Origin of the sequence: Streptomyces flavofungini, assembly GCF_030388665.1 — a bacterium.
Lineage (GTDB): Bacteria > Actinomycetota > Actinomycetes > Streptomycetales > Streptomycetaceae > Streptomyces > Streptomyces flavofungini_A.
In genome coordinates this window covers 690,406-714,270 of the sequence record NZ_CP128846.1, presented here as the reverse complement: position 1 = coordinate 714,270, position 23,865 = coordinate 690,406, and the positions used below count along the sequence as shown (strand labels likewise).

General features: G+C 73.2%; 14 protein-coding genes. 9 read left to right on the top strand and 5 right to left on the bottom strand.

What is annotated here, in order from left to right; genetic code table 11:
* The first annotated feature begins 41 nt into the window (after positions 1–41).
* On the top strand, positions 42–11,075 hold the full coding sequence (locus QUY26_RS03075; protein ID WP_289943547.1) for a non-ribosomal peptide synthetase: 11,034 nt from the start codon (positions 42–44) through the stop codon (positions 11,073–11,075).
* Entirely contained in the window at positions 11,062–12,765 is a 1,704-nt protein-coding gene (locus QUY26_RS03070) for an ABC transporter ATP-binding protein (protein WP_289943546.1), read from the top strand. Before QUY26_RS03075 ends, QUY26_RS03070 begins: the two co-directional genes overlap by 14 nt.
* A gap of 10 nt (positions 12,766–12,775) precedes the next feature.
* On the opposite strand, the gene QUY26_RS03065 is transcribed toward QUY26_RS03070, so the two are convergent.
* The 3 genes from QUY26_RS03065 to QUY26_RS03055 form a co-directional block, all read right to left on the bottom strand.
* Positions 12,776–13,183, bottom strand: a complete 408-nt coding sequence (locus tag QUY26_RS03065) for a hypothetical protein (RefSeq protein ID WP_289943545.1) — start codon at positions 13,181–13,183, stop codon at positions 12,776–12,778.
* Positions 13,184–13,259: 76 nt separating this feature from the next.
* A complete protein-coding gene (locus QUY26_RS03060; protein WP_289943544.1) occupies positions 13,260–13,682 on the bottom strand; it encodes a hypothetical protein in 423 nt (140 codons plus the stop codon).
* Between the two features lie 487 nt (positions 13,683–14,169).
* Positions 14,170–15,267 (bottom strand): alpha/beta hydrolase-fold protein, encoded by a 1,098-nt coding sequence (locus tag QUY26_RS03055; protein ID WP_289943543.1) that lies wholly within the window; start codon positions 15,265–15,267, stop codon positions 14,170–14,172.
* Between the two features lie 228 nt (positions 15,268–15,495).
* Between QUY26_RS03055 and QUY26_RS03050 the strand changes: the two genes are divergently transcribed.
* The 3 genes from QUY26_RS03050 to QUY26_RS03040 are packed head-to-tail and all read left to right on the top strand — an operon-like array spanning position 15,496 to position 19,404.
* A complete protein-coding gene (locus QUY26_RS03050) occupies positions 15,496–16,356 on the top strand; it encodes an ABC transporter ATP-binding protein (RefSeq protein ID WP_289943542.1) in 861 nt (286 codons plus the stop codon).
* The gene (locus QUY26_RS03045; RefSeq protein WP_289943541.1) at positions 16,353–17,333 is read left to right on the top strand and encodes an iron-siderophore ABC transporter substrate-binding protein; all 981 of its coding nucleotides are present in this window, start codon (positions 16,353–16,355) and stop codon (positions 17,331–17,333) included. Before QUY26_RS03050 ends, QUY26_RS03045 begins: the two co-directional genes overlap by 4 nt.
* A gap of 4 nt (positions 17,334–17,337) precedes the next feature.
* On the top strand, positions 17,338–19,404 hold the full coding sequence (locus tag QUY26_RS03040; RefSeq protein WP_289943540.1) for an iron ABC transporter permease: 2,067 nt from the start codon (positions 17,338–17,340) through the stop codon (positions 19,402–19,404).
* A gap of 20 nt (positions 19,405–19,424) precedes the next feature.
* Here the strand turns inward: QUY26_RS03040 and QUY26_RS03035 are convergent, their stop codons facing one another.
* The gene (locus tag QUY26_RS03035) at positions 19,425–20,090 is read right to left on the bottom strand and encodes a flavin reductase family protein (RefSeq protein WP_289943539.1); all 666 of its coding nucleotides are present in this window, start codon (positions 20,088–20,090) and stop codon (positions 19,425–19,427) included.
* Between the two features lie 66 nt (positions 20,091–20,156).
* Between QUY26_RS03035 and QUY26_RS03030 the strand changes: the two genes are divergently transcribed.
* A complete protein-coding gene (locus QUY26_RS03030) occupies positions 20,157–20,873 on the top strand; it encodes an ArsR/SmtB family transcription factor (protein ID WP_289943538.1) in 717 nt (238 codons plus the stop codon).
* Between the two features lie 242 nt (positions 20,874–21,115).
* The gene (locus QUY26_RS03025) at positions 21,116–21,733 is read left to right on the top strand and encodes a TOPRIM nucleotidyl transferase/hydrolase domain-containing protein (protein WP_289943537.1); all 618 of its coding nucleotides are present in this window, start codon (positions 21,116–21,118) and stop codon (positions 21,731–21,733) included.
* Here the strand turns inward: QUY26_RS03025 and QUY26_RS03020 are convergent.
* Positions 21,723–22,781: a helix-turn-helix transcriptional regulator gene (locus QUY26_RS03020; protein ID WP_289943536.1), complete on the bottom strand. Its 1,059-nt coding sequence runs from the start codon at positions 22,779–22,781 to the stop codon at positions 21,723–21,725. The genes QUY26_RS03025 and QUY26_RS03020 overlap by 11 nt on opposite strands.
* A 187-nt stretch (positions 22,782–22,968) precedes the next feature.
* On the opposite strand from QUY26_RS03020, the gene QUY26_RS03015 reads away from it, so the two are divergent.
* Complete coding sequence (locus QUY26_RS03015) at positions 22,969–23,493, top strand: cupin domain-containing protein (protein WP_289943535.1); 525 nt, start codon at positions 22,969–22,971, stop codon at positions 23,491–23,493.
* On the top strand, positions 23,490–23,858 hold the full coding sequence (locus QUY26_RS03010) for a nuclear transport factor 2 family protein (protein WP_289943534.1): 369 nt from the start codon (positions 23,490–23,492) through the stop codon (positions 23,856–23,858). The genes QUY26_RS03015 and QUY26_RS03010 overlap by 4 nt, the downstream gene beginning before the upstream one ends.
* Positions 23,859–23,865: the final 7 nt, after the last annotated feature.

The following is a 23,865-nucleotide window of genomic DNA, read 5'->3' as shown; positions in this document are numbered from 1 at the left end:
CGATGAATGCTGGGTCTTCGGTGAACGCCGGGTCTTCGACGATGGAATCGCGCGCACGCCTCGTGCTCCTCTCCTCCGCCCGCCTGGCCGACGCGCGTCGGCGCACGGGCGACTACTCCGACAGGACCCTCGCCGAAGCCTGCGCCCTCGCCCTGGCGTACTGGGCGACGGGCCGGAGCCCCGACGGCATCGACCTCACCCCCGGGACCCTCTTCGCCGACGTCCTCGGCTGGATCGACAACGGCGGGGCGGGGCCGGAGGACTGGCGTGTCTGCCCGGCCGGCGCGGATGGTGCGGACGGCTGGAGCGTCGCCGTGCCGGACGGCGTCGACCTGGCCGACGCGCAGCTCACGCTCGACGACCTGGCCGACTTCCCCGACCGGCCCCTCGGCACCGTCGGCCCCTCCGGCCCCGCGGACCGGCTCGCGGCCCTGGCCGAGTGGAACGACACCGACGCCGACCGGGTCCGCCCGACCATCGTGGAGATGTTCCGCGAGCAGGCCAGGATCCGGCCGGACGCCGTCGCCATCGTCGACGAGCGCCGCTCACTGACGTACCGTCAAGCAGCTGAACTCTCCAGCCAATTGGCCCACCACCTCCTCGGCCGCGGCCTCTGCGCCGAACAGGTCGTCGGCATCTCCCTCGGCCGCTCCGCCGAGATGGTGATCGGGCTCCTCGGCGTCCTCCAGGCGGGCTGTGCCTTCGTGCCGCTCGACCCGCAGTGGCCCGCCGCGCGCCGCGCCGTCGTCATCGACGACGCCCGCGTCGTCCTCCAGCTCAACGCCACCGGCGAGCACGACGCGAGCGAGCCGGACGCCGTGGCCGTCGACCTCGACCACTGGGCGTACGGCGCCTACCCCTCCGATCCGACCGGCGTCATCGTCCCCGGCGACGCCCTGGCGTATGTGATCTTCACGTCCGGCTCGACCGGACGGCCCAAGGGCGCGATGATCCGCCACGAGGCCATCAGCGAGCGTCTGTTGTGGCAGGTGGGCGAGATCCTCGGCTTCGGTCACGACGACGCGTCGCTGTTCAAGGCGCCGCTGTCCTTCGACATCTCCATCAACGAGATCTTCCTGCCGCTCGTGTGCGGCGGCAGGCTGGTGGTCCTGCGGCCCGGCGGCGAACGCGACCCGCACCACCTCCTCGGCGTCATCGCCGAGCAGCGCGTCACCTTCACCTACCTGGTGTCGTCGATGCTGGACGTCCTGCTGGAGATGGCCGGCGACTCCGGCCGCCTCGACAGCCTGCGCCATGTGTGGTGCGGCGGCGAGGTGCTCACCCCGGAGCTGTACGAACGCTTCCGCACCCGTCTCGACATCCCCATGTACCACGGCTACGGCCCGGCCGAGACGACCATCGGCGTCTCCCACGTCATCTACCGGGGCGAGGCCGAGCGCCTGTCGACCTCCATCGGCAAGGCCAACCCCAACACCCAGCTGTACGTCCTCGACGACGAGCTGCGCCCGGTGCCGGTCGGGGTCGGCGGCGAGCTGTACGTCGGTGGGTTCCTGCTGGGGCGCGGGTATGTGAACGCGCCGGGCCTCACGGCCTCCCGGTTCGTGGCGAATCCTTTCGCCGGGGACGGCTCGCGCCTCTACCGGACCGGTGACCTCGCGCGCTTCGCCCCCGACGGCTCCCTGGACTTCCTCGGCCGCGCCGACAACCAGATCAAGATCCGCGGCATGCGCCTGGAGATCGAGGACGTCGAGGCCGGCCTCGCGGAGCACCCCTCGGTGCGCCACACCTGCGTCGTCGCCAAGAAGAACGCGGCGGGCGGCACCTACCTCGTCGGGTACGTCATTCCGGCCGCGGGCAGCGAGGACCTGCGGGCGGACGACGTCAAGGCCTGGGCCGCCGCGCACATGGTCGAGTACATGGTGCCCGCCCACCTCGTCGTGATGACCGAGTTCCCACTCACCGCGAACGGCAAGCTCGACCGCAACGCGCTGCCGGAACCCACGGTCGGCACGGGCGCGGTCCTCGCGCCCACCACCGACAACGAACGCGCCGTGTGCGCGGCCGTCGCGACTCTCCTCCAGCTCGACGAGGTCGGAGTCGACCAGGATTTCTTCCAGCTCGGCGGCGACAGCATCCTCGCGATCTCGCTCCTGAGCGCACTGCGCGAGGCGGGCCTCTTCGTCACGGCACGGCAGATCTTCACGCACAGCGTCGTGGGCGCCCTCGCGGCGGTGGCGAGCCGCGAGGACGTCACAGCCGTGGACCACGGCGACACGGCGACCGGCACCGTCGTGGGCTCGCCCATCGTGCAGTGGCTCGGCGAGACCACGGACGCCATCGACGGCTTCGTCCAGTCCGTCGTCCTGAACACCCCCGCGGCCCTGACCGCCGACACCCTCGACCAGGCCCTGTCGGCCCTGGTCCGCCACCACCCCATGCTGCGCGCCAGGCTGGTACGCGGCGACCGCTGGAGCTTCGACATCCCCGAGGCCGACCAGACGGCCGTGGCCTGGCAGGAGAGCGACCTGCCGCCGGACGCGTGCGTCGCGCTCGCCACCGACGGCCTCGACCCCGACAACGGTGTGATGCTGCGCGCCGTGTGGCGCCGCGCGGAGCGGCAGCTCGTCCTGGTCGTCCACCACGTGGTGATCGACGGCGTGTCCTGGCGGATCCTGATGGAGGACCTGACGACGGCGTGGCGCCAGGTCGGCGAGGGCGCGCCGATCGAACTGCCCCCGGTGGGCACGTCGTTCCGGCGCTGGACGCAGCTGCTCGCGAACGCGGACTTCGACGCGGACCGGGCGTACTTCCAGCAGCCCCTGCCGGGTCCCGACCTGCCGCTGGCCAGGCGGCCGCTCACCGCGACCGACACCGTCGAGCGGGAGCGCGTGCGCACCGTCACGGTCGGCCCCGAGGTCACGGCCGCCCTCCTCGGCGAGATACCCGCGAAGTTCCACGCGGGCGTCAACGACGTCCTCCTCACCGGGCTCGCCGTCGCTCTCGCCCGCTGGCGCCGCGACCTCGGCCAGGACCAGAGCCACGCCCACATCGAGCTGGAGGGCCACGGCCGCGAGGGCCGCTTCGTGGCGGGCGCGGCGGGATTCGAACCCGAACTGTCGCGTACGGTCGGCTGGTTCACCACCCTGTTCCCGGTGACCGTCGACCCCGGCACGGCGCCGGACCTGACGGCACCGGCGTACCTGGCCGCCGCCCTCAAGGCCGTCAAGGACGACCTCGCCCGGGTGCCGGGCAACGGCCTCTCCTACGGCGCCCTGCGGTACCTCCACGACACCGCCTTCGACGCGCCCGCGCCGCAGGTGCTCTTCAACTACCTGGGCCGCTTCGACGCGGGCGGGTCCGGGGACTGGCAACTGGCGGGCACCACCGGGCAGTTGGGTGAGAAGCGCGACCCGAGGATGCGTCTGCCCCGCGCCCTGGAGTTCAACGCCATCGCCGAGCCCGCGGCGAGCGGCGCGTACGAACTGGTCACCACCGTCTCCTGGCCCGACGGGATGTTCACCGACGACGACATCACGACGATCGGGGACTACTTCCGGGTGGCCCTCGCCGGACTCGCCGCGCTCGACGAGGGCGGCCACTCGCCCAGCGACTTCCCCCTGGTGCCGCTCACCCAGGCCGACGTCGACGCCCTGGACGGACCGGCGCTGCGCGACATCCTGCCGCTGACCCCGCTGCAGGAGGGCCTGTACTTCCACTCCGTCTTCGACGACGACTCCACCGGCGCCTACGTCGAGCAGCAACTCCTCACCCTGGACGGCGAGGTGGACGCCGACCGGCTCGCGGCGGCGGCCGGCCGGCTGCTCACGCTCTACCCGAACCTGGCCGCGCGCTTCGTGGCCCTCGGCGACGGCCGCGTCGTCTCCGTCCTCGACAGCGGGACCGAGGCGCCCTTCACCACCCTGGACCGCCCCGGCATCACCGGCGACGAGCTGCGCGACCTCGCCGAGGCGGACCGCCGCGCCGGGTTCGACCTGGCCACCGGCCCTCTGATGCGCTACACGCTCGTCCGCGCGGGCGCCGGCCGCACCGTGCTCGTGCAGACCGTGCACCACATCATCGCCGACGGCTGGTCCGTGCCGCCGATGCTGCGCTCCCTGCTCGCCGAGTACCACGCGCCGGGCACCGTGTACCCGCGTGGCGGCTTTTCCGACTACGTGAGCTGGCTCGCCGGACGCGACGACGACGAGAGCGACCGGGTGTGGCGCGGCGAGCTCGCGGAGCTGCCCGGCCCGTCGCTGGTCGCCGAGGGGCACACCCCCTCCGACCGGTTCGCCGACACCGCCGTGGACGCGCAAGGCGACATCGACGCCGCCGTCCGCTGTGCCGGAGTGCCGCTGAGCGTCGCCGTGCACAGCGCCTGGGCGGTGACGGTCGGCGGCATCCTCGGCACCGAGGACGTCGTCTTCGGCTCCACCGTGTCCGGCCGCGACGCCGACGTGCCCGGCATCGAGGACATGGTGGGCCTGTTCATCAACACCATTCCCGTGCGCGCCCGTTGGTCCGCATCGACCACCTCCGGCGACCTGCTCGCCTCGGTGCGGGAACACCAGAGCACGGTCCTGCCGCACCAGCACGTGTCGCTGGCGCGGATCGGCCGCCAGGCGGGCTCCGGCTCCCTGTTCGACACCCTGGTGGTCTTCGACGTCGCCACCGACGTGGCCGCGCTGCGCGGGCCCGACGACACCCTCGTCATCGCCGACATCGTCAACGAGGGCGCCCCGCACTACCCGTTGACGCTCGTGGTCGAGCGCACCCTCGACGGCCGCCCCCGCTTCAACCTGATCTACGACGGCGAGCTGCTGCGCGAGTCCAGCGCCCAGGACATCCTGCGCACCTTCACACACACCCTCACCGGCCTGCTCACCCGGCCGGACGCCCTGGTCGGCGACCTCGCCCCCGAGGACGCCCCGCGGCCCGCGCCCCTCACCCCGACCACCCTCGCCGGACTCTTCGACGCCGCCGCGCACCGCGACCCGGCCGCCACCGCCGTCACCCAGTGCGGCCTCGACGGGGACACCCGGTCCCTGACGTACGGCGAACTGGCCGCCGCGAAGAACGCGTTGGCCGCCACCCTGCGCGCGGCCGGTGTCGGCCCCGGCCGGCGGGTCGCCGTCGCCGTGCCGCGCTCCGTCGAGCAGGTCGTCGCCCTGGTCGCGGTCGTCACCGCGGGCGGCGCGTACGTCCCCCTCGACCTGGCCCACCCCGACGACCGCCTCGCGTACATCCTCACCGACGCGGCCCCGCAGGTCGTCCTCGTGGACCGGGAGCAGCGCGACCGCTTCACCGGTCTGCTGGCGCGGGCGGGGGTGTCGGCGCGGGTCCTCGTGCACGGGGACGAACCGGAGCCCGGGCACGGGCAGCCGCAGGGCACCACCGGGCCCGCGGCCGACTGGCACGACCCCGCGTACGTGATCTACACCTCCGGCTCGACCGGCAGGCCCAAGGGAGTCGTCGTCCCGCACTCCAGCGTGGTGACGCTGCTCGCGAACACCCGGCCCGAGATGGGCTTCGGGCCCGACGACGTGTGGGTCCAGTTCCACTCGTTCTCCTTCGACTTCGCGGTCTGGGAGCTGTGGGGCGCGCTCGCGCACGGCAGTGAACTGCTGCTTCCCGACTACGCGTTGACCCGCTCCCCGGTGGACTTCCACCAGCTGGTCCGGGAGCGCGGCGTGACCGTGCTCAACCAGACCCCGTCGGCCTTCTACCAGTTCATCGAGGCCGACCGGCACACCGGAGAGCCGCTCCCCGCGCTGCGCCGGATCATCTTCGGCGGCGAGGCCCTCGACCTCGGGCGGCTGCGCGGCTGGGTCGAGCGGCACGGCACCGCGACCCCCGAGCTGGTCAACATGTACGGCATCACCGAGACGACCGTCCACGTCACCCACCGGGTCCTGACCGACGACGACTTCGGCCCCGGAAGCGACGTCAGCCCGATCGGCGGCCCCGTCCCGGGCCTCGTCACCTACCTGCTCGACGACCGGCTCCGGCCGGTGCCGCCGGGCCGCGAGGGCGCCATCTACGTCGCCGGCGACCAGGTGTCCCTCGGCTACCTCGGCCGGCCCGGACTCACCGCGGCCCGCTTCGTCGCCGACCCGTTCGCGGGCGACGGATCCCGCATGTACCACACGGGCGACCTCGCCCGCCGCACCCTCGACGGCGACCTCGAGTTCACGGGTCGCGCCGACGACCAGGTCCAACTCAAGGGCTTCCGCATCGAGCTGGGTGAAGTGGAGCACGCCGTCCGACAGCTGGACGGCGTGGTCGACGTGGCCGTCACGGTGGCGGACAGCGGGGACCACCTGGTGGCACATGTGGTGGGCCGCGTGCCGAGCGACTTCGCCGCCCGCCTGGCCACCGAGCTCCCCGTCCACATGGTCCCGAGCCGGGTCCTGACGACCGAGGCCCTGCCCTTGACGGTCAACGGCAAGCTGGACCGCAAGGCGCTGGCCGAGACTGCCGCGCGGAGCGCCGTGGGGGCTGCCGCACAGGGCCCCGACAGGGGCGCGGGGAACTGCGCGAACAGCCGGTTCGCACCCGCAGACGAGAACACACCTGCCGCGGCACGCCCTGCGGCGCCCGCAGGCGACACCGCACTCGCCGCGCTGGTCGACGTCTTCGCCGAGGCGCTCCCCGGCGCCGAAGTGAACGCCGACACCGACTTCTTCCGCGCCGGAGGCGACAGCATCGTCGCCATCACGGTGATCAACCGCGCCAGGGCCCAGGGCCTGTCCATCGCCCCGAAGGACATGTTCCTGTTCAAGACCCCACGCGGACTCGCCGACCACCTCGCCACCCGCACCCCGCGGGCCGCGCAGGCCCCCGCGCCCGCCCACCGTGCGGACGGCCCGCTCCCACCGACCCCGATGATCCTGCGCCAGCGCGAACTGGGCGGAACGCTCGACCGGTTCGCCCAGGCCAGGACGCTGACGGCACCCGAGGGCACCGGCTTCGCCGACGCCGAGCGCGCCGCGCGTGCCGTCGTCGCCGCGCACCCGGCGCTCCGCCTGGCGCTGCGCGTGGAGCACGGCGTCTGGACCCTGCGCACCGAACCCGCCCGCGAGGTCACCGTCGTACGCGCGCGGGCCACGGACCCGGCGGCAGTGGCGAACGAGGCCGCCGGGCGGCTCGACCCCGAGTCCGGGAACGTCATCGCGTTCTCCTGGCTGGAGGCGAGCCGCACCCTGGTCGTCACCGTGCACCACCTCGCCGTCGACGCCGTGTCCTGGCTGGTCCTCCTGGACGACCTGGCCACCGCCATGGGCGGGGCGGATCTTGCGCCGCCGACCACGTCGTACGCCGAGTACGCCGAGGCGCTGACGCTCCGGTCCGGGCAGACGGCCGACGGCCTCGGGCACTGGGTCGCCACCCTGGAGGCCCCCGCGCTGCTCCCCGCCGTCGCGAGCCCGCGCGAGACCACCGTCGTGCTCCCGCCGGACCTCACCGACCGCGTCACCCGCACCGCCCCCGCAGCCCTCGGCATCGGCCTCACGGAACTGCTGTGCGGCGCGCTGCGCACCGCGCTGACCCACATCCAGACGACGCCGACCGACCTCGCGGTCGAGCTGGAGCGGCACGGCCGGGTCCCGGTCGAGGAGCACCACGACTACACGCGCACGGTCGGCTGGTTCACCGCCATCGCGCCCGTGCGGCTCGCCGCGCACACCGACCCCGTCGCGGCGGCGCGCGAGGTCGCCGAACGCCAGCCGGACGAGCGCGCCCACGTCGCGTACGGACAGCTGAAGTACCTCAACCCGCAGACCGCCCCGCTGCTCGCCGCCCGCCCGCAGGTGCTCTTCAACTACCTCGGCCGGGGCAGCGAGTCCCAGGCGCTGCGCCTCACCGGCGGCGACCAGGACAGCCCGTACGCCGTCGAGCTCAACGCGTGGATCGACGCGGACACGGGCAGGCTGCACGCGGCCTTCACGCTCGCCGACGGCATCCCCGACGCGATCACCGAGCACTGGCACAGCGCCCTGGAGAGCATCGCCGACGCCGCCGCGACGGCCGAGCGCACCGCGCCGGTCACACCCCTGCAGCGCGGCCTGTTCTTCCAGGCCCAGATGGCGGGCCAGGCCGGGCACTACGTCGCGCAGAGCTGGTTCACGTTCGACCGGCGTCTGGACGTCGACGCGCTCGCCGGGGCGATGTCGTACGTGATGTGGCGCCACCCCGTCGTCGGCGCGGGCTTCGCCACGGACGACGACGGCAACCCGGTCCAGGTCCTCAAGGCGGCGGGCCGCCGCGTCGACGTGCGCACCGTCGAACTGACCACGGACGCCGAGGTCGAGGCGCTGCGCACCCAGGACCGCGATACGGGCTTCGACCCGGGCGAGCCGCCGCTGATCCGCCTCACCGTGGTGCGCCTTCCCGACGGCCGCGACGGCCTGCTGCTGAGCTACCACCTGCTGCTGTGGGACGGCTGGTCCCGCGAGATCGTGCTGCGGGACCTGTTCGAGGCCTACGAGGCCAACCTCGCGGGCGAACTGCCCGACCCGACCCCGGCCACGCCGAGCTTCGAGGACCACGCCCGCGCGCTCGCCGCCAAGGACCCGGCCGTCTCGGAACGGTTCTGGGCCGACCACCTGGCCGCGCTCCCCGGCCCGACCCTGCTCGCCGGACCGGCGCCGACGCTCTCCCAGAAGCTGCCGGAGCCCCTCGTGCGCACCCTGTCCGCCGAGCAGTCCGACTTGCTGCGGGACGCGGCCAAGGCGCACGGCGTCACGCTCAACTCGATCCTGACCGGCGCGTTCGGGCTCCTGCTCGGCGCGCACACGGGCCGCGCCGACGCCGTGTTCGGCGTGACCGTCTCCGGCCGCGACGGCGAGGGCCTGGCCGACATCGTCGGCGTGCTCCTCAACACCGTGCCGATGTGGACGCGGGCACGGCCCGAGGCGACGGTCCGCCAGTACCTGGAGGCCGTGCAGACGGCCCGGGTCGAGGCGATGGAGCACGAGCACCTCGGGCTCGGCGAGATCCAGCGGGCCAGCGGGCACGACACGCTGTTCGACAACCTGTTCGTGCTCCAGAACTTCCTGGACATGGACGCGTTCGCCGAGATGAACTCCCGGCACGGCATCACGTCGGTGACGGCCGACGACTCCACCCACTACCCCTTCACCTGGGTCGTCACGCCCGGCGACCGGCTCACGGTCAAGCTGGAGCACCGCCACGGCGACGCCGAGGACGCCCGCCGCCTCCTCGACGACTACGTCCGCGTACTCGAGGACCTGGCCCGGTCCACCGGCCCGGTCGGAGCGCTGCCGGGACTCGGGGAGCAGCCCGAGCCGCAGGAGCGCACGGACGTCGGCACGGACACCGTCGTCGACCGGTTCGACCGGGCGGCCGACCGCGACCCGCAGCGCGTGGCACTGGTCGCCCACGGCGCGACCATGACCTTCGCCGAGCTGCGGGACCGCAGCCGCGCCGTCGCGGGCGTGCTCGCCGCGCGGGGCATCGGCCCGGAGACGAACGTGGGTCTCGCGATCCCGCGCTCGCTGGACTCGATCGTGGCGCTGTTCGCCGTCCTGCGCGTCGGCGCCGCGTACGTACCCCTGGAACTCGACCACCCGGACGAGCGGATCGCCGCGATCGTCGAGGACGCGCGGCCGGACGTCGTCCTCACCGTCAGCGTGGTGTCGCCCCGGCTGACCGGGGACGTGCTCGGCCCCGACGACCTGATCGAGCTGGACCGGCCGCTGCCGGCGGCCGAGCCGTTCGTGACGTTCACGCCCGACGACCCGGACCGCCTCCGGCACCCCGCGTACACGATCTACACCTCCGGGTCGACCGGGAAGCCCAAGGGCGTGGTGACCGAGTACGCCGGGCTCACCAACATGCTGATCAACCACCGGCGCCGGATCTTCGAGCCGGTCCTCGCGGACCACGACCACCGGGTCTTCCGGATCGCGCACACCGTGTCGTTCGCCTTCGACATGTCGTGGGAGGAGCTGCTGTGGCTCGCCGACGGCCACGAGGTGCACATCTGCGACGAGGAGCTGCGCCGTGACGCGCCCGCACTGGTCGCGTACTGCCTGGAGCACGGCATCGACGTCATCAACGTGACGCCGACGTACGCGCAGCAGCTCGCGGCCGAGGGCCTGCTCGACCACCCCGAGAGGCGCCCGGCGCTCGTGCTCCTCGGCGGTGAGGCCGTCACCCCGGCCCTGTGGCAGCGGCTCGCCGACACCGAGGGCACGGTCGGCTACAACCTGTACGGACCCACCGAGTACACGATCAACACCCTCGGCGTCGGCACCTTCGAGTGCCAGGACCCGGTGGTGGGCGTCGCGATCGACAACACCGACGTGTACGTCCTCGACCCGTGGCTGCGGCCGCTGCCGGACGGCGTTCCCGGTGAGCTGTACGTGGCGGGCGTCGGCGTCGCGCGCGGCTACCTCGGACAGCCCGCCCAGACCGCCCACCGGTTCGTGGCGTGCCCCTTCGGTGAGCCCGGCGCGCGCATGTACCGCACCGGGGACCTCGTCCTGCGGCGCCCCGACGGCAACCTGATGTACCTGGGCCGCACCGACCAGCAGGTCAAGATCCGGGGGCACCGGGTCGAACTGGGCGAGGTCGAGGCCGCGTTCGCGGCCCATGCGGCCGTGCGGTTCGTCGCCGCCGTCGCCCAGCCGGACCCGCAGGTCGACGGTTCTTACCGGCTCGCCGCCTACCTGGTCCTCGACGGCGCGGACCTGGCGGCGGTCGCCGCCGAGGTGGGCACGGCCCTGCCGGACTTCCTGCGCCCGACGCACTACGCCCAGGTCGAGAGCATCCCGCTGACGGTCAACGGGAAGGCTGACACGAAGGCGCTGCCGGAGGCGAAGCCGCTCGGCGCGCTGACCACGGCGGGGGAGCGCGGCCCGCGGACGGAGACCGAGACCGTGGTGTGCGAGTTCTTCGCCGAGGCCCTGGACCTGGATGATGACGAGGTGAGCGCCGTGAGCGACTTCGTGTCCCTCGGAGGGCACTCCATGCTGGCGGTACGCCTGATCGGGCTGCTCCGCCGCGAGTACGGTCCTGTGGTCACGATCCGTGATCTGTTCACCCTGCGAACCCCGGAAGCGATTGCCCGCCACCTCGATGACAACTCTTGACACACAGCGGCCCCGCCCGGGGTCCGACATCCTGCGCACCGCACTGCGGCGCAACCTCGGTGCCATGGCCGGGGGCACCGTCCTCATGGGCCTGTACCAGGCGGGGGAGACCGCCTTCCCCATCGCGCTCGGCCTGATCGTCGAGCACACGCTGCGGGAGAACCGGAGCCTCGCCTCGCTCGCCGTCGCCATCGGCGCCCTCGCCGTGATCATCACGACGGTGTCGCTGTCGTGGCGGTTCGGGATGCGGATCCTGCAGAAGGCCAACACGACGGAGGCGCACCGCTGGCGGGTGCGGGTCGCCGCCTGCGGCCTCCAGCCGGTGGCCAGGGACGTCGACCTGAAGTCCGGCGAGGTCCTGACCATCGCCACCGAGGACGCCGACCAGACCGCCGACATCGTCGAAGTCGTGCCGATGCTGATCAGCTCGCTGGTCGCGATCGTCGTCGCGGCCGTCGCGCTCGGCCTCGCCGACTTCAGGCTCGGCCTGCTCGTGATCGTCGGCACCGTCGCGATCCTGTCGGTCCTCAGCGTGATGTCCAAGCGGATCGGGTCGAGCACCCGCGAACAGCAGGCCCGGGTGGCGCGGGCGGGCGCGAAGGTCGCCGACCTGATCACCGGCCTGCGCCCGCTGCACGGCTTCGGCGGCAACCACGCGGCGTTCGGCTCCTACCGCAAGGTCAGCACGGAGGCCAAGCACCAGGCGATCACCGTCGCCAAGGTCAACGGCGTCTACGCGGGCACCGCCCTCGCCCTCAACGCGGTCCTCGCCGCCGCCGTGACCCTGACGGCCGGCTGGCTGGCGTTCACCAGGCAGATCAACATCGGCGAACTCGTCATGGCCGTGGGCCTCGCGCAGTTCATCATGGAGCCGCTGAAGCTGTTCTCGGAGATGCCCAAGTACGTGATGGTCGCGCGGGCGTCGGCCGAGCGGATGGCGCTCGTCCTCAACGCGCCGCCGGTGACCGCCCCGGGGGCCGAGCAGCCGGCCGCGGGCGGGGACCTGGAGGTCGACTGCGTCCGGCACGGGCCGCTGCGCGACCTCAAGTTCCGGGTGCCCGCCGGCGAGTTCGTGGCGATCGCCGCCTACCAGCCGCGCGCGGCGGCCGACCTCGCGGCGATCCTGGCCGTGAACGTCCCGCCGGACGCGTACGAGGGAGTGGTCCGGGTCAGCGGGCGCGACCTCGCGGACCTGTCGATCGAGTCGGTCCGCGCCCACCTGCTCGTGAACCCCTACGACGGGGAGATCTTCGCGGGCACCCTGCGTTCGAACATCGACCCGTCGGGCACCAGCGGCACGGTCCCCGAGGCTGTCGAGGCGTCGATGCTGACCGACGTCGTCGCCCTGCACCGCGAAGGACTCGACTACGCCGTCCGCGACCGCGGCGCGAACCTCTCGGGCGGCCAGCGCCAACGCCTGTCCCTGGCCCGTGCCCTGGCCGCCGACACCGACGTCCTCGTCCTGCACGACCCGACGACGGCCGTCGACGCGGTCACCGAACAGCTCATCGCCCGCAACATCGCGAAGCTGCGCAAGGGCCGCACCACGCTCGTCATCACCAGCAGCCCGGCCCTCCTGGACGCGGCCGACCGGGTCCTGGTCCTGGACGACGGGGTCATCACAGCCGAGGACACGCACCGGAACCTGCTGGCGAGCGACGAGGCGTACTGCTCGGCCGTGGCGCGGTGAACCGCTGGGCTCAGTGCCAGTCGCCGACCACCCTTGTGTTGTCGACGCCCGACAGGAAGTAGAAGTAGTACTCCCCACCGCTGAGGTGGTAAGTGGGGGTCGCCTTGCCGCCGCAGGGGATGCGGACGACGTTCCCGACGGGCCGGTCGCGGCCCCACGTGACGTGGTAGAGCTGCCCGGCAGTGATGTCGCCGGCGCAGTAGGCGGACAACGTGACCTGCTGCCCGTCACGGTGTGGGCGATGCGTCTTCGGTGAGTTGCCGTAGGTGTTGAACCGGACCTCGAAGTCGACGGAAGCGGCGGCGAGGTGCGGAGCGGAGGGCACGGCCACGTGCTGCTGGGCCGCACCCGCCTGGGCCGGGGCTGCGGTGAGGCCCACGGCGAGGAGCGCCGCGGCGGTGGCGAGGAGAGTGCGCATGGGGAAGTCTCCGATTTCTCTCGGGGAGCGATGTCTCTCGGGGGAGTACGGGGAGCGCGAAGGCCCGGGGCCTGGGTCAGGCACCGTCGGCGACGATGTGCGTGTTGTCGACGCCGGAGATGAAGTGGAAGTAGTAGAAACCGCCCCGCAACTGGTAGTTGAGGGTCTTGGGGGCCCGGTTGCAGGGAACGGAGAAGGCGCGGCCGACCGCGGGGTCGACGCCGGTCGTCGAGTGGTAGAGCTGCCCGACCAAGGCGTCGCTGTCGCAGTCCGCCTTGAGGGTGTAGCGGTGGGCTCCGAACTGGATGCTCAGGGTCGGTGAGTCGGCCCGTCCGTTGAACCACATGTCGAAGAGGACGCTCTTGGCTTGGCGGTGCGGTGCCCGGTCCGCCAGGGGAGGCGCCGACGGGGAGGCGAGGGCGGAAGCGGCGGCCGACGGGGCGGCGGGGCCGGTCACCAGCGCGGCCAGCGCGGCGACGGCTGCAACGTATCGATGCATGTGCGTGATGCCTTCCTGAGGGGGGCGACGGGGCCTGACGAGAGCCCACGGGAGCCGTATCGGCGCCCTGCTCGAAGCTCGTACGTGAGTTCGCCAAGGCGATCCTGCGGCTCTCGGACGGAACAGCTGGGCAGGCCAAGCGGTCGTGCGGGGAAGGCAGGCGCAGGTTCACTCCAACGGCTCTTCGTCGGTTCCCCCGCACCGGCGAAGGCGTCTGCGCCTGCCTCCGGTTCACCCCGTCCGGCCGTGCGGCCGACGGGGCGTGACCAGAGTCTGCGGCGGTCGCCCGACGCTCACAACCGCATCCCGGACGCTTCCCGGAAGTCGGGATCCCAAGGGCCCTGACCTGCAGGGACGCAGGTGTCCCGGGATGGCGGCGGCATCGTGGGCACCGGAGCACGCCCGTACCCGCCGCCCGGCCGTCCTCCTGAGCGCATGCCGAGGGGGCCCCTGGGCGTGCGCCCAGGGGCAATCCGTCGGACAGGCCCTAGGCCAGTGCCCAGGCCACACCCCCGAGCAGGGCCTGCCGCCACCCCGCCCGGTCGTGGTCCGACGCCGACCGCGAGACCCGCACGGTCGCACCGGCCTGTTCGGTCAGGGTCTCCACCAGCGAGCAGTGGGGCAGCATCCGCGCCTCGTGCTCCCCCACGTCGAACGCGACCCGCAGACCGGACAGATCGGGACGCCGCTCCGCAAGCCGTGCGGCGATGGCGCCCCCGACCGGACCGCCCAGCGGATCCGCCTGCTCCATCGCCTCGGGCGTCCACCAGAACGACGACGACTGGACGGCGATCCGCGACACCAGGTCGGGGAACTCAAGGGCCGCGTACATCGCGCTCAGCCCGCCGAGGCTCTGCCCGGCGACCACGAGCCGGTCCGGGTCGGCCGGTACGCCGGACTCCGCGACCAGCGGAAGGAGTTCGTGCCGGATCGCCTCCCACAGCTCGGGGCGGCACACGAACTCGGCCTCCCTGTCCTTGGCCGGGACGAAGACGAGCGTGACGGGCGGCAGTTCGCCGGCGGTGACGGCGGCGTCGAACGCGGTCATCGCCGGGTGCAGGTAAAGCCAGTCGTCCCCGTCGAGGAGCAGGACCACGGGACCGCCGCCGCCCGCCGCGTGCGCGCGCACGGTGCGCCGCCCGCCGCCGAGGCGTTCGCTCGCCCAGCGGATCCGGGTGCGGGGGACGGGCAGGACGTCGTCGGCGCCGATCGCGGGCCAGTGCGGCTGTGCCGGGGCGTCCGGGGTCGCGACGATGGACCGGTCGCCGCCGGCGCCGACCGGGTTGAGGGGGTCGGCGTACGCGTCGTCGCCCGCGCGGAACTGATAGGTCACCCGCAGTCGCGCGGGCATCCGCACCCGGGCGTACCAGCAGTCCGTGTCCTCCCAGCGGCGCAGCGGCACGGGCTTCGACCAGCTCTCGAAGTCGATGCTCGCCGGGGAGCCGCGCCACAGGAACAAGGTGTCCCAGCCGCCGTCGTCGGCGGGTAGTGACGCGGGTGCCCCCGCCGTCGCCCAGAACGCGTCGGTGCCGGGTTCGCCGGACAGCCCGAACTCGGCGAAGGCCGGGGCCACTTCGGCACGCATGAAGGTCTCCTTGTGAGAGGGGAGGGAGCTGGACCTGCCTTGATTAGGTGAGCCTAACTTCCTGTCGGTCCCGCCTCCAGCCCCGGTCGGCCTGCCGGAAGGGGGCTCTCGGTGGTGGCCGTCAGCTGTGGGGGTCGGGTGCGGCGCGGGAGTGTGGCCGGAATTCGCCTTGTGGTGACAGCGGGACCCCTGTTTCGCTCGTCAATAAGGTTAGGCTAACCTTCGGGCGTGCATGTTGGTGAAGAGACCGCCGAGGCCACGCGCCCCCAGGGTCATGAACTGCTCGCCACGGGCGTCACCGTGGCGTACGAGGGCGTCGATGTCGTACACGACGCCTCGATGACGCTGCGCCCGGGCGAAGTGACCGTCCTGGTGGGCCCGAACGGCAGCGGGAAGTCGACGCTGCTGCGTACGCTGGCCCGGCTGCAGCGTCCCCGGACCGCCACGCTCGTCATCGACGGCGACACCGACGGCCTCGCCCTCGGCCCCCGCGAGTTCTCGCGCCGCGTCGCCCTGCTCACCCAGGGGCGCCCCACGCCCAGCGGGCTCACCGTCCGGGACGTCGTCGAATTCGGCCGCTACCCCTACCGGGGCCGCTGGGGCAAGGCCGACCCGGGCGGCCGGGCCGCCGTGGACCGCGCGCTCGCCCTGACCGGGGTCGCGGACCTCGCCGAACGCGGCGCCGAGCACCTGTCCGGCGGGCAGCTCCAGCGCGTCTGGCTGGCCGGCTGCCTCGCCCAGGAGACGGGCGTACTGCTGCTCGACGAGCCCACCAACCACCTCGACCTCCGCTACCAGGTCGAACTCCTCGACCTCATGCGGGACCTGGCGGACGACCACGGCATCGCCGTCGGCGCCGTCCTGCACGACCTCGACCAGGCCGCCGCCGTCGCCGACCGCGTCGTCCTGCTCGACGCGGGGCGTGTCATCGCCGACGGCGACCCCGAAGACGTACTGACGCCAGAGCGGCTGACCGACACCTACGGCATCCGCATCGACGTCGAGACCGACCCGCTCACCGGTCGCCTGCGCACCCGCGCCATCGGCCGGCACCACTCGCGAAGCGAAAGGCTCAGCACCACCTCATGAAGCGCCTCCTGATCACCGCGGCGGCCGCCACCGCCGCGGCCCTCACCCTGTCCGCCTGCGGCACCACCGAGTCCGCCGACGACGAAGCGAAGAAGGGCGCCGAGTCCTTCACGCTCACCGACGACACCGGCGCGAAGGTGAAGCTGAACGGCCCCGCCAAGAAGGTCGTCGGCACCGAGTGGAACGTCGTCGAGAGCCTGATATCCCTCGGTGTCGAGCCGGCCGGCGTGTCCGACGTCAAGGGCTACAAGACTTGGGACAGCGCCGTCCCGCTGAAGAACGACCCCAAGGACGTCGGCACCCGCGGTGAGCCCAGCATGGACACCATCGCGTCCCTGAAGCCCGACCTCGTCCTCGCCACCACCGACCTGTCGGCCGCCGCCGTGAAGCAGCTGCGCAAGGTCGCCCCGGTCCTGACGGTCAAGGCGAGCGACGCCGCCGACCCGATCGGCCAGATGAACAAGAACCTCGACCTCATCGCCAAGGCCACCGGCACCACCGAGCAGGCCGAGAAGCTCAAGAAGGACTTCGACGCGAAGCTCGCCGCGGGCAAGAAGAAGCTCGCCGCCGCCGGCCACGGCGGTGCGAAGTTCGCCTTCGCCGACGGCTACGTCACCGGCAACCAGACCTCGATCCGGCCGTACACCGGCGGCTCGCTCATCGGCGCCGTCAACGAGAAGCTCGGCCTGAAGAACGACTGGAAGGTCAAGGGCGACAAGGTCTACGGCCTCGGCACCACCGACGTCGAGGGCCTGACCAAGCTCGACGAGAAGGTGGAGTTCGCCTACATCGGCAACGACGGCGACAAGGGCAGCAACCCGTTCGCCGGGGTCCTGAAGAAGGACAAGGTCTGGACGTCGCTGCCGTTCGTGAAGAAGGGCAACGTGCACCGGCTGCCCGACGGCATCTGGATGTTCGGCGGCCCCGAGTCGATGAACCGTTACGTCGACTCCGTCGTCGACACCCTGAAGAAGTAGCGCCATGGCCGTCACCGCGACCACCCCCGCCACCCGTCCGTCGACAGTCGCGTCACGTACGGGCGCGGCCGCGGTGACGGCCGCGCTGGTCCTCCTCGTCGCCGTCCTCGCCGTCGTGGACATCGCTCAGGGCACGGCCTCGGTCGGCGCCCCCGAGGTCTGGAAGGCGCTGACCGGCCGGGCCGAGGCGGGCGACTCCTCCGTCGTCATCGCCTCCCGGCTGCCGCGCATGACCGCGGGCCTGCTCGTCGGCGTCGTCCTCGGCATGGCGGGCGCCGCCCTCCAGGCGGTCAGCCGCAACGTCCTCGCCGCGCCCGACACCCTCGCCGTGAACGCGGGCTCCTACCTCGCCCTCGGCATCGCCGCGGCCACCGGGCTCTCGCTGCCGCTGCTCGCCTCCTCCGGCGTCGCCTTCATCGGCGGCCTCGCCGCGGCCACCGTCGTCCTCAGCCTCTCCGGCCTCGGCACGGGCACGGTCCGGCTCGTCCTCGCCGGCAGCGCCCTCACCTTCGGACTCACCGCCGTCACCGAAGGCCTGCTCCTGCTGCGCCCACGGGAGACCGAAGGCCTCTACAAGTGGAACCAGGGGAGCATCGCCCAGAACGGCTTCGACGGCGTGCTCCAGATGGTTCCCGTCGCCGCCGTCGGCCTCGTCGGCCTCGTGCTGCTCGCCCGCCGCGTCGACGCCCTCGCCCTGGGCGACGACGCCGCGCAGGGTGTCGGCGTCCCCGTGCGCTCCACCCGCGTCATCGCCGTCGTGCTCGCCGCGCTCCTCTCCACGGCCGCCGTCACCCTCGCCGGACCCATCGGCTTCGTCGGCCTGTGCGCCCCCGCCCTCGTACGCCCCCTCGCCCGCAGGTTCCGCGTCCTCACCAAGTCGCGGGCCCGGCTGCCGTTCGCGGGCCTCACCGGTGCCGCGCTCGTGCTCGGTTCCGACGTGCTGCTGCGGGCCGTCGTGCCGTCGGACACCGCGGTCGCCGTGCCGACCGGCGTCGTCACCAGCCTGGTCGGCGCCGTCTTCCTGATCGTCATGGCCGCCCGGGCCAGGGACACCGCCGGGGCCATGCCGACCGAGCGGCTGCGCATCCGCAGCCGGGCCACCTTCGTCGTCACCGCCGCCGTCCTCGTTCTCGCTCTCGTCGGCGTGACGATCGCCGGAGTGCTCATCGGCGACAGCAAGCTGCTCCTCGGTGACGTGGTCAACTGGACGCAGGGCCGCTCGGGCCAGGCCGTCACCTTCGTCCTCGACACCCGCGTGCCCCGTGTCACCGCCGCCCTGCTCGCGGGCGCGGCGCTGGCCCTGGCCGGGACGCTCATCCAGGCCGTGACCCGCAACCCCCTCGCCGAGCCGAGCGTCCTCGGCGTCACGAACGGCGCCGCGGTCGGCGCCGTCCTGCTCGTGACGACGGTCCCCGCGGTCGGATCGTGGGGCATCGCCGGCGGTGCCTTCGCGGGCGCCGCGATGAGCTCGGTCCTCGTCTTCGGCCTCGCGGCGCGCGGCGGCTTCCAACAGAACAGGCTCGTCCTCGTCGGCTTCGGCGTCGCCACCGGGTCGACGGCCGTCATCAGCCTGCTCATCATCCTCACCGACCCGTTCAACGCCACGAAGGCCCTCACCTGGCTCTCCGGATCGACCTACGGGCGTACCTTCCCCGACGTCGTGCCGCTCGCCATCGTCCTCACCGTGGGCCTGGCCGTCGCGGTCACACGGCGCACCGAACTCGACCTCGTCTCCCTCGACGAGGACACCCCGAGGCTGCTCGGGCTCAACCTGAGCCGCGGCCGCCTCGGCTTCCTCGTCCTGAGCGTCCTGCTGAGCGCCACCGCCGTGGCCGCCGCGGGCACGATCGGCTTCGTCGGCCTCGTCGCACCGCACGCCGCCCGCGCCCTCGTGGGCCGCCAGCACGTCCGGGTGGTCCCGGTCGCCGTGCTCCTCGGCGCCGTCCTCGTCTGCACGGCCGACCTGGTGGGCCGCACGGTGATCGCGCCGGCGCAGCTCGGGGCGGGTCTCATGACCGCGGTGATCGGTACGCCGTACTTCCTCCACCTGCTGGTACGCAGCCGCCGCTAGGGCCACACGTCCGCCGGGCCTCAGACGGCCGGCCCGGCCGGGCCGCGGGGCGTCCGGGTGCGGTAGGAGTGGCCGAGCTCCGGGCCGAGGCCGAAGTAGTGGCGGAAGCTGTAGAGGAGCGGGGCCCAGGCGCCGGGGTCGATGTGGTCGGTGCCGGGCACGACGATGCGGGCGTCGGCGTGGACCCTGCGCACGGCTGCCTCGACGATGACGAACTCTCCCGTGACATCCGGCCGCACCCGCGCGGCGCGTGCCTCCAACTGGAGGGGGCATTCGGCGACGCGGGGCGGCCGGACCAGATGGGAGGGCTCGGCGGTCAGTCCGGCCGCGCCGAACTTGTCCGGCTCGAAGCGGCAGCCCTCGGCCTTGGTCGCGGGCACCGGATCGCGGCCGGTGAGCGGCGCGAGGCGCTCCACCGCGGGCCACTGGTCGGCCGTCGGCAGATTGATGACGAGCTCGGGCCGCGCCGCCAGGTTGTGCGCGGTCTGCCCGTCGCCGCCCAGGCCGAGCACCACCGTCTGCCCGAGCGCCCACGCGGAGGACATGGGGGCGAGGTTGAACGAGCCGTCCCCGTTCTCCGTCGACAGGAGCACGACCGGCGTCCCGAAGTACAGGATGCTCGGCTCGACCGTCAGGTGGGTGGCGGCCTGTGCCGCGGGCAGGGCGCTCAGGGGTGCTGTGTCCATGCACGGCACGCTAGGAGCCGGACGCTTCGGCGGAGGCCGAAGTGTTCCGGGGGGAGAATCGCCGGTATGGACACACGGCGCACCCGCGGCAGCGGCCCCGACCTGGCCTCCGTCGCGAGGCTCCTCGCCGACGGCACCCGGGCGGGCATCTGCCTGGCCCTGCTCGACGGGCGGGCCTGGACGGCGACGGAACTCGCCCGGCACGCGGGCGTGGCCCCCTCGACCGCGACGGAGCACCTGCACGCCCTGGTCCGCGGCAACCTCCTCGCCGAGGAACGCCAGGGCCGCCACCGCTACGTACGCCTCGCGGGACCGCAGGTCGCCGAGCTGATCGAGAGCCTCGCCGCGCTGGCCCCCGGCGGTGACCCGGCACCCCGCACCCTGTCGACGGCCGGCCGCCGACGGGCGCTCGCCCACGCCCGCACCTGCTACGACCACCTCGCGGGGGCCGTCGGCGTCGCGATCACCGACGCGATGATCGAGCGCCGCCTCCTCGACCTGGACCACGGACTCGCGCTCACCCCCGCGGGCGCCGACTGGCTCGCGGACCTCGGCGTCACCGTCCCGGTCGGCACCCGGCGGCCGTCGGTGCGGTCCTGCCTCGACTGGACCGAACGCCGCCCGCACCTGGCCGGAGCCGTCGGTGCGGCCCTGTGCCGGCACGCGCTCGACACGGGCTGGATCAGCCGCGTCGGCACCACCCGCGCCCTCGTGGTCACCGCCCCCGGCCGCGCGGCACTCCGCCACCACCTCGGCCTGGCCGACGACGTCCTCGCGCCGTGAACGGGGCCCGGCCGGTCGGCGGGGCAGGGCGGTGGCGGGGCAGGACGGTCGGCGGGGCGGGACTCGGAAGAGGCCACGGAGACGGCCACCGGGCGAGCCACGGACAAGGCCACCGAGCGGGACACGGAGACGGCCACCGGGCGAGCCACGGACTGAAGCGTCGGCACCCGGTGACGAAGCGCCCGCCCCCGGCGTGCGGAAAATCCTTACCGCCCTGGCCGGAAACAGCGCAGACTCCTCCCATGGCTGACATGGGGTTCTTCCAGGAAGCGGTCACCGCGTGGGCGGCCGGCGGTCCCGGCGAACCCGCGCGGGAGCTGGCCGAGCGGCTGTCCGTCCGGACGGTCGTGCTGCTCGAAGGGCCGAGCGACGCCGAGGCGGTCGACGCGCTGGCGACGCGGCGCGGCCGGGACCTGGCGGCCGAAGGGGTCTGCGTCCTGTCCATGGGCGGCGCGATGAGTATCGGGCGCTTCGCCCGCCTCCTCGGGCCGCCCGGCCTCGGCCTGCGCCTCATCGGGCTGTGCGACGAGGCGGAACGGCCCTACTACGTCCGCGGCTTGGAGCGGGCCGACGCGGCGCAGGAGCACATCTTCGTCTGCGCGGCGGACCTGGAGGACGAGCTGATCCGCGCCCTCGGCGTACCGAGGGTCGAGGAGCTCGTCCGGGCGGAGGGCGACCTGCGCGCCCTGCAGACCTTCCAGCGCCAGCCCGCACAGCAGGGCCGCACCCCGCACCAGCAGGTGCGGCGCTTCCTCGGCACGAAGAAGGGGCGCAAGATCCGCTACGGCCGCGTCCTCGTGGAGGCCCTCGAACCGGACCGCGTCCCCGCCCCGCTGGACGACCTCCTCGTCAGCCTCTGACCTCGGGCCGCCCCGGCGCGAACACGCGCGTGACCAGCTCCCGACGGCTGCGCACCCCGGTCTTGGCGAAGACCGACTTCAGATGGCCCTGGACGGTGTGCGGCGAGATGACCAGGCGCGCCGCGATCTCCGCCGTGCCGCAGCCCTGCAGGACCAGGTCGACCAGCTCCCGCTCCCGCCGAGTGAGGCCGTACGCGGCGGACAGCAGCGACGCGACGGACGGGGCCGTGGCGGACTGCAGGATGACGGCGATCCTGCCCGGTCCGCCGCCGGACGCCGGGGAGGCGTGCAGCTCCACCCAGGCGCCCGACCGGCCACGGACCCGGACACTCGCGTCGGCTGCCGTGCCGCGGGCGTGCTCGGCGACCATGAGGAGCGCGTAGGGCAGCGGGTCCCCGTCCGGCGAGCCGCGGAAGCCGAGCTCGTCGAGCCAGTGGCGGGCGGGGCCGGTCGCCGACTCCACCCGCCGGTCCGCGTCGAACAGGAGCAGGCCGGGCCACAGCCCCGCCGCGGCGCCGCTGCTCCTGCCCCGCACCACCGCGCCCCGGAAGCCGCCGCCGAGCACCGCGGCGAGGTCGTGCGCGAAGTCCTCCTCGTCCTCGGTGAAGTCGGCCGGGGCCTCGCGGAAGAACGCGAAGTTGCCCCAGCAGGTGCCGTCCACGACGCAGGACGCGCGGAGTTCTCCGGAGACGCCGTTCGGGCGCAGGAGCTCGCGGTAGCGCGGGCTCCGCTCCGGGCGGCCGCGGGTGGCCGCGCTCAGGACACCGCTGTGGCGCTCGGCGCGCGCGAGCGCGACGAACGAGTTGAAGTCGTCGGGCAGATAGGCGAGGGACGCGACCTCCGCGTCCGGGGCCTTCGGCATGTTCTCCAGGTGGAAGCCCGTCTCGATGAGCGTCGCCGGATCCATGGTGTGCCAGCAGGCCGCGTCGTGCGGCAGTGCCTTGGCGAGCAGCGCGGACGCCTCGTCGAGGAAGGTCGGCAGATCGAGATGTGCGCCGGTGAGCCGTGCCACCCGCTCGTAGGCACGCTCCCGGGTGCTGTGGTTCACATCACTCATCGTGGCACAGACGGGCCCGAGGCAGAACACCAGAAAAGTGGTATAGGCGGCGGGTTCCCTCGCCCTTAACGTCGTGAGCAGGCAGTTCTCGGGGGACACGGGGACACGGGGATGCAGGGACACCGGGACACGGGGATGCAGGGACACCGGGACTCGGGGGACGCAATGAGGAGGCGCTATGACCGCGATCAGTGAAGTGGCGACGGGGGTCCGTCACGTCCGCTCCGGGGAGGGGCAGTCCTTGTGGGTGGTGGGGGACACCTACACCGTCAAGGCGAGCGGCGACTCGACGAACGGGGCGTTCGCGCTGCTCGAGGCGTCGGTGCCGCCCGGCGGCGGCCCGCCGCCGCACGTGCACGGGCGGGAGGACGAGGCCTTCTACCTGCTCGACGGTGAGCTGGAGGTCCTCGCCGGAGGCACGACGGCCCGGGCGCACGTGGGGGATTTCCTCTATCTGCCGCGGGGCATCGTGCACGGGTTCACCAACCCGGGCGTGACGCCCGCGCGCATGCTGATCCTCACCGCGCCCGCAGGATTCGAGCGCTTCTTCGCCGAGGCGGGTGCACCGGCCAGGCCCGGCGAGCAGGCGCCCCCGTTCGACCCCGCCGACTTCGCCCGCCTCGCCGAGCTCACCCGGGCCTACGGCGCACACATCGAGGCCCCGGCCGACGGCCCGCCCGCCGCACAGGAGACGACGTCATGACCACCACCGCCCCCACGCCCGAAGCCCTCTTCGCGAAGATCGACGGGAAGGAGCTGCACGCGGTCGCCGAGCTGCTCGCCGAGAACGCCACCATGGTGTTCGGCAACGGCGACCCCCTGGTCGGCCGCGCGGCCATCCTCGCCGCCAACACGGCGTTCATGGAGACCATCGCCGCCCTGCGGCACCGCATCGTCGACTCCTGGGTCGTCGGCGCCACGACCATCGCCGTCACCGAGGTGACGTACACCCGCCTCGACACGAGGCAGGTGACGCTGCCTGCGGTGACGATCTGGCGGGTCGGCGACGACGGGCTGATCGTGGACTTCCGCGTCGTGCTCGACCTGACTCCGGTGTACGCGCCCTGAGCCCGCT